The sequence below is a fragment of the Halalkalibacter flavus genome (genome assembly GCF_036663575.1).
Classification (GTDB): domain Bacteria; phylum Bacillota; class Bacilli; order Bacillales; family Bacillaceae_D; genus Halalkalibacter; species Halalkalibacter flavus.
Genome location: NZ_JAWRVK010000071.1, coordinates 1 through 12,039, shown reverse-complemented (window position 1 = coordinate 12,039; position 12,039 = coordinate 1). Strand labels below are relative to the sequence as shown.

The 12,039-nt window shown below is 39.1% G+C and carries 12 protein-coding genes; 10 read left to right on the top strand and 2 right to left on the bottom strand.

The window, feature by feature from the left end; translation table 11 throughout:
• Nucleotides 1-597: 597 nt before the first annotated feature.
• The 3 genes from rpsF to rpsR all read left to right on the top strand — a co-directional run bounded on the left by rpsF (nt 598) and on the right by rpsR (nt 1,715).
• Nucleotides 598-885 carry a 30S ribosomal protein S6 gene (rpsF, locus tag SAY88_RS23655; RefSeq protein ID WP_250096391.1) on the top strand — a complete coding sequence of 96 codons (288 nt, stop codon included), beginning with the start codon at nt 598-600 and terminating at the stop codon, nt 883-885.
• Between the two features lie 27 nt (nt 886-912).
• Nucleotides 913-1,413 (top strand): single-stranded DNA-binding protein, encoded by a 501-nt coding sequence (gene ssb / locus SAY88_RS23650; RefSeq protein ID WP_332634826.1) that lies wholly within the window; start codon nt 913-915, stop codon nt 1,411-1,413.
• Between the two features lie 68 nt (nt 1,414-1,481).
• A complete protein-coding gene (gene rpsR, locus SAY88_RS23645) occupies nt 1,482-1,715 on the top strand; it encodes a 30S ribosomal protein S18 (protein ID WP_332634824.1) in 234 nt (77 codons plus the stop codon).
• A 69-nt stretch (nt 1,716-1,784) separates the two neighbouring features.
• On the opposite strand, the gene SAY88_RS23640 is transcribed toward rpsR, so the two are convergent.
• Entirely contained in the window at nt 1,785-2,639 is an 855-nt protein-coding gene (locus tag SAY88_RS23640; RefSeq protein ID WP_332634822.1) for a MurR/RpiR family transcriptional regulator, read from the bottom strand.
• Nucleotides 2,640-2,789: 150 nt separating this feature from the next.
• Between SAY88_RS23640 and gnd the strand changes: the two genes are divergently transcribed.
• The 7 genes from gnd to dnaB all read left to right on the top strand — a co-directional run bounded on the left by gnd (nt 2,790) and on the right by dnaB (nt 11,766).
• On the top strand, nt 2,790-3,686 hold the full coding sequence (gene gnd / locus SAY88_RS23635; RefSeq protein WP_332634820.1) for a phosphogluconate dehydrogenase (NAD(+)-dependent, decarboxylating): 897 nt from the start codon (nt 2,790-2,792) through the stop codon (nt 3,684-3,686).
• A 52-nt stretch (nt 3,687-3,738) separates the two neighbouring features.
• The gene (locus tag SAY88_RS23630; protein WP_332634818.1) at nt 3,739-5,082 is read left to right on the top strand and encodes a GntP family permease; all 1,344 of its coding nucleotides are present in this window, start codon (nt 3,739-3,741) and stop codon (nt 5,080-5,082) included.
• A 112-nt stretch (nt 5,083-5,194) separates the two neighbouring features.
• Entirely contained in the window at nt 5,195-6,748 is a 1,554-nt protein-coding gene (gntK, locus tag SAY88_RS23625) for a gluconokinase (protein ID WP_332634817.1), read from the top strand.
• Nucleotides 6,749-6,963: 215 nt separating this feature from the next.
• Nucleotides 6,964-7,899, top strand: a complete 936-nt coding sequence (locus SAY88_RS23620) for a YybS family protein (protein ID WP_332634816.1) — start codon at nt 6,964-6,966, stop codon at nt 7,897-7,899.
• Nucleotides 7,900-7,910: 11 nt separating this feature from the next.
• On the top strand, nt 7,911-9,878 hold the full coding sequence (locus SAY88_RS23615; RefSeq protein WP_332634814.1) for a DHH family phosphoesterase: 1,968 nt from the start codon (nt 7,911-7,913) through the stop codon (nt 9,876-9,878).
• Complete coding sequence (gene rplI / locus SAY88_RS23610; protein WP_332634812.1) at nt 9,878-10,324, top strand: 50S ribosomal protein L9; 447 nt, start codon at nt 9,878-9,880, stop codon at nt 10,322-10,324. The genes SAY88_RS23615 and rplI overlap by 1 nt, the downstream gene beginning before the upstream one ends.
• Before the next feature lie 77 nt (nt 10,325-10,401).
• On the top strand, nt 10,402-11,766 hold the full coding sequence (gene dnaB / locus SAY88_RS23605) for a replicative DNA helicase (protein WP_250096395.1): 1,365 nt from the start codon (nt 10,402-10,404) through the stop codon (nt 11,764-11,766).
• 82 nt (nt 11,767-11,848) lie between these two features.
• On the opposite strand, the gene SAY88_RS23600 is transcribed toward dnaB, so the two are convergent.
• Nucleotides 11,849-12,039: hypothetical protein (locus SAY88_RS23600; RefSeq protein ID WP_332634809.1), on the bottom strand; the 191-nt coding region annotated here is incomplete at its 5' end.

Here is a 12,039-nt window from a genome sequence, read left to right as displayed (position 1 = left end):
TGAGCGAAGCCGCCGTAAAGGTTTTAAGCTTTTTGAGTGCCCTTCTCAAAAAGCGCACGGCGAGAGAAGCCATTGCCAACATTGAGTAAGCCAGGGAAGATTTAAAAAGGCCGGTTTTTGGCCTTTTTCTTGTTGCTCGAAACAATGAGCTCAATTTGAACTAGAAGAGGAAAAGTCGATTATAGGAGAGATGAAGCCGCAAATCGCATGAAATACAAGAGGAAAAGCCCTTCATATTTCTCATCTGTCGGATTCAGCTATTAGTTTGAGAATTTTTAAAACCTGTAACTAAAATACCTCGTTTTCTGCGCGGATTACTTAACACATGGTGAATTAAAAAAAGAATGTTCAAATGCTTTGTATAAAAACATAACAAGCAACTTGAGGCTTAGAGCTACAAATAATATAATAAATAAGAGAATTTTCGACTCAACTCTACATTTTGTTGACAAAAAGTAACATTGATCTAAAAAACCTTGCAGTGGGAAATTCAGTCTGTTATAATCGGTAAATGCGAGTGCAATGACTCATATTATTTTGAGTTAATGCTCCTTGCTCCAAATATGGAGCCGCTAGACCAAAAGGAGGTGGACCGGAATGCGTAAGTACGAAATTATGTACATCATCGCTCCAAACCTAGAAGAAGCAGCTACTAAAGAAGTTATCGAGCGTTTCAATAACGTTTTAACTACAAATGGTGCTGAAGTTGAAAAGGTTAACGAGATGGGTAAGCGTCGTTTAGCATATGAAATCAACGATTTCCGTGAAGGTTTCTACGTATTGTTAAATGTACAAGCTAACTCAGAAGCGATTGCAGAATTCAACCGTCTTATTAAGATCAACGATAACGTTATTCGTGTTCTTATTACAAAAGACGAAGAATAATTTATTTATGAAGTGGGAGGGGTTCGGATGCTGAACCGAGTCGTGCTAGTTGGGCGTTTAACACGCGACCCAGAACTACGTTACACACCAAATGGAGTAGCAGTTGCTAACTTTACATTGGCAGTAAATCGTCCATTTTCTAATCAACAAGGTGAGCGCGAAGCAGATTTTATTAACTGTGTCATTTGGCGCAAACAAGCAGAAAATGTCGCTAACTATTTGAAAAAAGGTAGCTTAGCAGGTGTAGATGGCCGAATCCAAACACGAAGCTATGACAACAACGAAGGAAAACGTGTCTTCGTCACAGAAGTTATGGCTGAAAGTGTTCAATTCCTTGAGCCGCGTGGAGCTAGCTCTAACCAAGGTCAAGGGAACGATTACTTTGGTGGTGGATCTGCTCCAGGTGGGAACGACTTTGGTGGCAGGCAGAACAATAATCAAAACCGTTCTTCAGGTGGATTTAATGATGATCCATTTGCGAATGACGGCAAGCCGATTGATATATCGGATGATGATTTGCCGTTCTAACGTCCTCTCTTTCTATTGCTAGAAAATAATTAGTTCGATAAATAATAATGTGAAAGGAGTGCTGTCTCATGGCTCGTCGTGGTCGTCCAAAGCGTCGTAAAGTTTGTTTCTTCACTGTAAACAAAATTTCGAAAATCGATTATAAAGATACGGATCTTCTAAAACGTTTCATTTCAGAGCGTGGTAAAATCTTACCTCGTCGTGTAACTGGAACTTCAGCGAAGTACCAACGTCAATTAACAATCGCTATTAAGCGTGCTCGTCAAATCGCTTTATTGCCTTATGTTAATGAAGTAAACTAATTAAAAAAAGCATGACAGAGATATATCTGTCATGCTTTTTTTTATGGATGTAAAGTTTATGGTTCTATATTAAATTCGCTTCACTGTAATTGCTTCACGCATTTTATTAAGAGCCTTCTGTCCCTCAGTCCCTCTCTTAAGTAATATATTAACATATAGGGCATCAATAACTGATAGTTGGGCAATTCGTGATGAAAGTGCTTCAGAACGATACTCAGTTTCTTCAGAGACGGTAAAAAGTGAGATGTCGACACCCATACTTAATGGTGACTTTGCGTAATTTGTAATAGCAATCATCGTAGCACCTGTTGATTTTACAACATTTAAAGCTTGTAGTATTTCTTTTGTTGCTCCGGAGTGTGAGATGAAAACAGCACAGTCATTTTTTGTCATTTGTGATGCTAACATTTGTTGAAAATGACTATCGCTAACAGTTTGTACTCTAAGTCCAGTCCTTATCAACTTATGGAACGCATCAAGAGCTATAAGGCTTGAACCACCACTTCCAAAGAAATAGGTTGTATCAGCTCCTGCAATGGCATCAACCGCACGCTCAAGTTGTTCCTCATCTAAAACCACTAAAGTGTCTTCAATTGTTTTCATATTAGATTTAAATACCTTAGAAGCGATCGCTTTAACGGTATCACCTTCATCAACACTCTCATGGATATCTTGTATTGGTGTTACTACTTCGGATGCTAAGGCAATCTTCATGGCTTGGTAGCCTTTAAAGCCAATTCGTTTGCAAAAACGAAAAACTGTTGAATCAGCGACATTTAAATCTTCTGCTATTTGGTTAATAGATGAATGAATAATTTTTGTAGGATTTATAAGAATATAATCAGCAATTTTTCTTTCGGTGACACTAAACCTTGGATATTGTGTCCGGATACTGACTAAGCATGGTTGTTGTGGCTCTTTCATCAAAAACCTCCTTTTGAAAGTGCTTTTGTTTATTATACTAAATTTTCGGCTCGGAAAAAATATTTTTTTGACACCGTTTACAAAAAGAATTTTTTTTCTTATAATGAACGTAATAAGAAAAAAAATTCTTTTAACGTCAGGATGATGGATATGCAAATTGGAATGATAGGTTTAGGGAAAATGGGGTATCAGCTAGCTCTTAATCTTTTAGCGAAAGAGTATGGTGTTGTTGCTTACGATTCAAACTCAAGTTTGGTGAAAGAGATTGCCAGTGACGGGGCATCCAAAGCAAAAACGATCAAAGACTTAATTAATCAATTAGAAAAACCAAGAACTGTGTGGATGATGGTTCCAGCCGGTGAGATTACAGAATCTGTCTTTCAAGAGGTGCTTCTTCACTTAGAAAAAGGAGATCGAATAATTGATGGTGGAAATGCACATTATAAAGACTCTTTAAAACGTAGTGAACAAAGTGAAAAGAAAGGTGTTTTCTTTTTTGATTGTGGAACTAGCGGTGGAGTCGATGGAGCTCGGCATGGAGCTTGTACGATGATTGGTGGGAACGAAAAGGCCTTTGTAGAAATAGAACCAATTTTTCGTGATCTTACTGTCAAAAACGGTTACCTATATACAGGTGAAGTAGGAAGCGGACATTTTTTGAAAATGGTACATAATGGAATAGAGTACGGAATGATGCAAGCGATTGCAGAAGGGTTTGATATTTTAGAGAAAAGTCAGTTTGACTATGATTATGAAAAAGTGGCCAAGGTTTGGAACAACGGCTCTGTCATTCGTTCATGGTTAATGGAGCTAACAGAAAATGCGTTCTCAAAAGATAAGAAACTAGATGATATTAAGGGAGTTATGAAATCGTCTGGTGAAGGAAAGTGGACGGTCGAAACGGCACTTGATTTACAAACGGCAGCCCCTGTAATCACACTTGCGCTAATGATGAGGTATCGTTCGCTAGAGGACGACACCTTTACTGGAAAGGTTGTTGCAGCGCTTCGTAATGAATTTGGGGGACATGCAGTTGAAAAAAAGTAATCTATCAATCTAGGTTTTTAGGTTTTGACGAAATTAGAAAGGGGATGGAGTAATGTCTAATCAATTATTAATTCTTATAGCATTGGCTGGAATATTTCTTCTTTTATTCCTAGTTATTCGTACGAAGTTACATGCATTTGTTGCATTATTATTAGTTAGTTTGATTGTTGGGATTCTAGCTGGAATGCCATTAAATGACGTTGTTGATTCGATGCAAAGTGGTATGGGAGGTACACTTGGGTTTGTCGCTGTTGTCGTTGGTTTAGGAGCGATGTTCGGTCAAATGCTAGAAGTTTCTGGTGGGGCTGAGCGCTTAGCTCGAACAATGATTCAAAGATTTGGCGAAGGAAGAGCTCAGTGGGCGTTAGGGATAACTGGGTTCCTTGTAGCAATTCCTGTATTTTTTGATGTCGGTTTTATTATTTTAGTTCCAATTGTATACGGATTAGCGAAGAAAACAGGGAAATCTTTATTATATTATGGGATTCCGTTATTAGCCGGATTAGCTGTTACTCATAGTTTTATTCCTCCGACACCGGGCCCCATTGCCGTTGCCGACTTAATTGGGGCTGAAATTGGCTGGGTTATCTTGTTTGGTGCTATTGCTGGTATACCTGCTATGATCATATCAGGTCCGCTATTTGCCAAATATATTTCTAAAAGATTGCACATCGTCGTTCCAGATTATATGAATTTAGAAGAAGTAGAATATGATAAGGAACTACCTAGCTTTAAGCTTATTTCTGCAATTATCTTAACCCCATTAGTGTTAATCTTATTAAATACGTTTTCAGGGTTTCTTTTAGAGGAAGGGCATATTGCCAGACAAATCTTCACATTCCTAGGACACCCATTTGTAGCTTTAACAATTGCGACATTGCTAACGTTTGTGTTCCTTGGTACAAAACGAGGTTATTCGCGACAAGAGGTACATGATATTGCCAATAAAGCATTGGAACCAGCAGGGATTATCATTCTCGTAACAGGAGCTGGTGGGGTGTTTAAACAAGTGTTAATTGATTCAGGTGTAGGTGATGTACTTGGTACGATGATGGCTGGATCTAATCTACCACCGCTTTTACTAGCTTTCCTAATTGCTGCTGCTGTTCGAGTGGCCCAAGGCTCTGCTACAGTGTCAATGGTGACAGCAGCAGGGTTGATGGCTCCATTGATTTCTATTTTAAACTTAGAGGGACCAGTACTTGGGTTAATGGTTATTGCTATAGCCTCTGGAGCAACAGTGCTTTCCCATGTAAATGACTCTGGTTTCTGGTTAGTTGGTCGCTATTTCGGATTAACTGTTAAAGACACATTAAAAACATGGACAGTTATGGAAACACTTATAGGGCTAGTTGGATTAACGGTTGCACTTATTCTCGGTATTTTTATTATATAAAGCGTAACAAAAAAGGGGGGGAACCCAACTATGGAGCCACTGAAAAGGGAAAGCCAATCTTTTTTAGTGATCTCCCTAATATGGTACTCCCCTTTTTTGATTGGGAGGTTACATGATGGCTAAATATATGATCGGTGTCGATATTGGGACAACAAGCACAAAAGCTGTTTTGTTTAATGATGCGGGAAAATCAATCAGTCGTTTTGGGGTTGAATATCCACTTTATACACCAGAACCAGCCGTAGCGGAACAGGACCCTGAAGAAATTTTTCAAGCTGTCCTTACAGCAATCAAAAATTGCTTGAAAGGGGCAAGTGTCTCAGGTAGTGACGTTCGTTTTGTTTCATTTAGTTCAGCTATGCATAGTTTAATTGTTGTGGGACGTGATGGGAAACCAGTAACAAAATCGATTACTTGGGCAGATAATCGAAGCGCAAAATATGTAGAGAAAGTGAAAAATAAGTTTAACGGACATGAAATTTACTTGCGTACAGGGACACCGATACATCCTATGTCTCCGTTCGTAAAGCTCGTTTGGTTAAAGCATGAACAACCCGAATTATTTAAAGCTGATAACAAATTTATTTCGATTAAGGAATATGTATTTTATCGTTTATTTGGTACATATGTTATTGATTACTCGATGGCCTCAGCTACAGGTCTATTTAACTTAGAGAATCTAGATTGGGATGAAGAAGCCTTACAAATTGCAGGGGTCACAAGGGATCAATTATCTCAGCCCCTGCCGACAACTAAGAGTGTAATAGGGTTAAAGGAGCAGTATCAAGAAATATCTGGTCTTTCAGGGCAAACTCCATTTGTTATTGGGGCTAGTGATGGTGTGCTTTCAAATCTAGGTGTGAGCGCTATTGAAAAAGGCGTAGTTGCTGTGACGATTGGAACAAGTGGAGCCATTAGAGCGGTGACAGATAAGCCTGTGACAGATCCAAAAGGAAGAACGTTTTGCTATGCCCTTACTGATAAGCATTGGGTAATAGGAGGGCCTGTTAATAACGGTGGTATGATCTTTCGCTGGGTGAAAGAGGAGTTAGCTAACGTTGAGGTAGAAACAGCTAAACGACTAGGTATTGATGCGTATGAAATGCTCACAAATATGGCGCAAAACGTACAAGCTGGTTCAGATGGATTGATTTTTCATCCATATATGACGGGAGAAAGAGCCCCTCTTTGGAATGCCGATGCTCGCGGTTCTTTCTTTGGGCTTGGAATGCACCATAAAAAAGACCATATGATTCGTGCCGTTCTAGAAGGAATTATGATGAATTTATACAGCGTTCTTCTTGCGCTTGAAGAGCTGATTGGTACACCTAAACGAGTTCAAGCAACAGGTGGGTTTGCCCGCTCAGTCATGTGGAGACAAATGCTAGCTGATGTCTTTGACCAAGAGGTAACCATTCCCGAAAGCTTTGAAAGTTCATGTTTAGGAGCTGTTGTTCTTGGGATGTATGGAAGAGGTGAAATCTCCTCATTAAATGAAGTAGAATCGATGGTTGGAGCAATTCACACTCATAAGCCTAATGTAGAAGCTACGAAAGTTTACCGAGAATTAATGCCTATATTCATTAGATTGCCACGGTTGTTAGAAAAAGAATACGAAGTAATAGCAGGTTTTCAAGAGAATTGTAAGAAAGCAATTAATGTATAAACATTACAAACAGAGCTAGCATAGCTCTGTTTTTTTTATTCTAAATAAATAAGTCTTTCCGATTACTATTATCGACAAAGGATTGCCATGATTCGCTATATGGATTTAGTGTAATCTGAGTCGGCGCTTTAATTTTAAGAGTAAGTACGCTAAAATAGATCAAGGACTATTGAGTTAGTGGATGGACTGTTATTAGTTGAAGACGAGGTGTCTGTATGAAAAACACAAGAGTGTTAACAGAAGGAGCTTTGCTTGCTTCTGTGTTTGCAATACTTTTGGCTATAACTACTTATGTCCCTCTTTTGGGTATGATAACGGTGTGGGCTTTGCCATTGCCGTTTGTTGTCTACACATACCGAAGAGGATTAAAGGCTGGATTGTTATTTTGGGTTGTAGCCTTCTTTTTAGCGTTTGTTATTGGAGGGCTGGTGACAGTTCCAAGTACCTTCATTTTCGGTAGTGGAGGAATTATTGTAGGTGAGCTCTACCGTCGTAAGCTATCAGGGTTTGGCGTGTTAATTGGGGCTGGTTTGGTTTATACGGTTAATGCATTACTTATGTTCTTAGTGCTTGTCGTAATACTTGGTGAAAATCCAATGCAAATGGCAATTGATTTAACGAGAGAACAAATGGAATTAGCTCAATCAACATTAGGTTCTTTTGGACAAACTACTGATCAACTTGAGCAAGCATATGAATTAATTAATAACCTTGTCTATTTGGCTCCTGTCATGATTGTAGGAATGGGGGTTACTCTTGCTTTAATTACGAAGTTGCTTAGCTATTTTCTTTTAAAAAGGTTAGGCCACCAGGTTAATTCGTTGCCGCCTTTTCGTGAGTGGAGTTTTCCTAAAGCATTCCTATGGTATTACTTGATTATTTTAATTTTAGCAATGATTGGTGCAGAAGAAGGGACAACGATGTTTATGGTGATTTGGAACCTGTTCCCTTTGCTTGAAATTATTATTGCAGTTCAAGGATTTGCTGTTATTTTCTATTACTTCTATCAAAAAAAGGTGACAACAGTCGTTCCGGTTGTTATTCTCGTTGGTGCTATTTTGTTGCCGCCATTACTTTATATCATTCGAATCATCGGAATTATTGATTTAGGCTTTGATTTACGAAAGCGTATTTCGGGCCAGAAAAAATAGGAGCTGACAATATGCCAAAGTTTTTATTGAAACGGTGGCACGGCTACCATATCATTATTCTATTTGCCGTGGCTTTTTTGTTCGTTAGTATCTTAACATGGTACCAATGGCAAATTGGAGTAATTGGTTTTTTTATATTAGGTGTAGTTGCTATTTATGCTATTCAAGCGAGAATTTATTTTGAACGCGACTTAGAAAAGTATATTTTAACCCTGTCTTACCGAGTATCAAAAGCGGGCGAAGATGCTGTGACAAAGATGCCTATTGGAATTTTGCTTTTTAACGAAGAGAGGAAAATTCAATGGGCTAATCCATATGTTACTTCTGTTATTACGACAGATGTTATTGGAAAGCAAATTGAGGAGATAAGTGAAGAGCTCCAAACATTATTAGATGAGGGGATTAGTAGTGATACAATAAAAATTGGAGATTTGGTTTTTCATGTGTCAATTGAAGCGGATGAACGGCTCATTTACTTTTTAGATGTTACCGAGAAAGAAGAGGTACAAGAACGTTTTGAAGAAACACAAACAGTTGTAGCTTTTATTTTACTTGATAATTATGATGAAGTAACGCAAGGCATGGAGGATCAACTCCGTAGTCGTTTAGTGAGTCAAGTGACATTGACGCTTAACAATTGGGCGAATGAAAAACAAATCTTTTTAAGAAGAACAGCATCGGATAAGTTTATTGCTATTATGAATGTTAAGGCATTAAAAGAGGTTGAAAAGAATCGGTTTGATATTCTTGATCAAATTCGAGAAATAACTGGGAAAGAAAAAGTACCCATTACATTAAGTATTGGAGTAGGTACAGGTGAAGATTCATTAAGGGAACTAGGGTTATTAGCTCAATCCAGTTTAGACTTAGCATTAGGAAGAGGCGGCGATCAGGTTGCCATTAAGAGAAAGAATGGAAAAGTTACTTTTTATGGTGGGAAATCCAATGCACTTGAAAAACGGACAAGAGTGAGAGCACGTGTCATTTCGCATGCGTTACGTGACTTCGTTTTGGAAAGTGAGCAAGTGTTTATTATGGGCCACAAAAATCCTGACATGGATGCGATTGGTGCATCGATCGGTGTCCAAAAAATAGCTGAGGTAAATGAAACGGAAGGATATATTGTCTTAGACCCTAATGACATTAATCATGATGTCCAAAAGCTTATGGAAGAAGTGGAAGATCATGATGACTTATGGTCAAAGTTCATCACACCAGCTGAAGCGTTAGAACAAATTACATCTGAAACTCTATTAATTGTTGTTGATACACATAAACCTTCACTTGTTATAGAAGAGGCGCTGCTAAATAAGGTCGAACGTATTATTGTTCTCGATCACCATCGTCGGGGTGAGGAGTTTATTAAAGATCCAGTTCTTGTTTATATGGAGCCATATGCTTCGTCAACAGCTGAATTGGTTACTGAACTGTTAGAGTATCAACCGAAAAAGTTGAAAATGGATCGGTTAGAGGCAACGGCTCTTTTAGCTGGAATTATTGTTGATACAAAAAGTTTTGCCGTTAGAACAGGAGCACGCACATTTGACGCAGCATCTTTTTTACGTTCAAATGGTGCAGATACAGCTTTAGTTCAAAGACTTTTAAAAGAGGACTTGGACCATTATGTAAAGCGTGCTAAATTAGTAGAAAGTGCTGAGTTTTATCATGACGGTCTTGCCATTGCCACAGCTAATGAAGAAGAGACATATAGCCAAATCCTTATAGCTCAAGCTGCAGATACCTTACTTACGATGAAAGGAGTCGTTGCATCCTTCGTCATTTCAAAACGAAAAGATGGCATTATTAGCATTAGTGCTCGTTCATTAGGGGAAGTAAATGTCCAACTAATTATGGAACGAATGAATGGCGGAGGTCATTTGACTAACGCTGCAACTCAGCTTGAAGGCATGACGATGAATGATGCAAAAGAACAATTACAACATGCTATAGATGATTACTTAGAAGGGGGAAAATCATAATGAAAGTTATCTTTTTAGCAGATGTGAAAGGCAAAGGGAAAAAAGGGGAAACAAAAAATGTGTCGGAAGGTTACGCAAGAAACTACCTGATTCCAAACCAATTAGCTGTTGAAGCTACTCAAGGAAACTTAAAAAACTTAGAAGCGCAGAAAAAGAGTCAGCAGAAAAAAGCGGACGAGGAGCTCGACCAAGCAAAAGCGTATAAAGAAGAATTAGAAGCATTGACGGTTGAAATTAAAGCCAAGTCAGGTGAAGGTGGCCGTTTATTCGGTGCTATTTCAACAAAGCAAATTGCTGAAACATTAAAGAAGATGAAGAAAAAGGTCGACAAGCGTAAGATTATGCTTGATGACCCAATTCGTGCATTAGGATACACAAATGTGCCAATTAAGATCCATCCGGACGTAATAGCAACAGTGAAAGTTCATGTTGTCGAAGAAAAATAAATGTGTGATTGATGAGGGTGTCCTAGAATGGACACCCTCTATGCAATGCAATCGTAATCTAGGAGAGGAGAGAGAGCATGAGTGACTTGTTTGCAGACCGTACACCACCACAGAACATTGAAGCTGAGCAAGCAGTCTTAGGTGCTATTTTCTTAGCAGATGAAGCGCTAGTTACCGCTTCAGAACGTTTATTACCAGATGACTTTTACCGCGCGTCTCATCAGCGAGTTTATCAAGTTATGCTTGATTTGGCTGAAAAAGGGGAACCTGTCGACCTCGTTACCGTAACGGCCGAGTTACAAGATCGAAAGTGGCTAGAAGAGATTGGCGGAGTTGCTTATTTAGGCGATTTAGCGAATGCAGTTCCAACGGCAGCAAATGTTGATTATTATAGTAGAATTGTTGAAGAAAAGTCTGTATTACGCAGGTTGATAAAAGTAGCAACAAATATTGCTGCGGATGGGTATGCGAGTGAAGAAGAAGTCGATACGATTTTAACAGAGGCAGAAAAAACAATTTTAGATGTCTCACAACGAAAAAATACGAGTGCGTTTATATCAATTAAAGATGTTTTAATAGAAACGTACGACAAAATTGAAGAGTTGCAAAATCATTCAGGCGAGATTACAGGAATTCCAACTGGCTTCGTAGAGTTAGATCGAATGACAGCAGGGTTCCAGCGCAATGATTTAATTATTGTTGCCGCTCGTCCATCTGTTGGTAAAACAGCTTTTGCGCTTAATATTTCACAAAATGTTGCAACAAGAGCAGGAGAGAATGTAGCCATCTTTAGTTTGGAGATGGGTGCGAGCCAGCTTGTTCAACGTATGCTTTGTGCAGAGGGGAATATCGATGCCCAACGAATGAGAACAGGGGCGCTAACCTCTGAAGACTGGCAAAAGTTAACGATGGCAATGGGCAGTCTTGCTAAAGCTGGTATATACATTGATGATACACCTGGGGTGAAAGTTAACGATATTCGTGCAAAATGCCGTAGATTAAAACAGGAACATGGCTTAGGGATGATTATGATTGACTATTTGCAACTTATTCAAGGAAACGGCAAATCGGGTGAAAACAGGCAACAGGAAGTATCAGAGATCTCCCGTACGCTAAAGCAGATTGCCCGTGAGCTTGAGGTTCCTGTTATTGCCCTTTCACAGCTTTCTCGTGGGGTAGAATCGCGCCAAGATAAACGTCCAATGATGTCAGATATTCGTGAATCAGGAAGTATTGAGCAGGATGCTGATATCGTTGCTTTCTTGTATCGTGACGATTACTATGACAAGGAAACTGAGAACCAAAACATTATTGAAATTATTATCGCAAAGCAACGTAACGGTCCAGTTGGGACAGTAGAACTTGCCTTTGTAAAGGAATATAATAAGTTCGTTAATTTAGAACGACGTCATGATGAGAGCAACATGCCACCAGGAGCTTAAAGATTTATAAGAAACAGGGCGAACTTCCCTGTTTCTTATAAATCGAAGCGATGAGCGGAGCCGCCGTAATGTTTTAAGCCTTTTAGGAGTGGGTTTCTCCTAAAAGGCGCACGGCGAGAGAAGCCAACGCAAACATGTTCGCACGGCTATGATAAAAGGCCGTTCTTTCCTTATTCTTAAAGACGAAGCGACTGATGGAGCCGCCGTAATGTTTTAAGCCTTTTAGGAGTGGGTTTCTCCTAAAAGGCGCACGGCGAGAGAAGCCAACGCAAA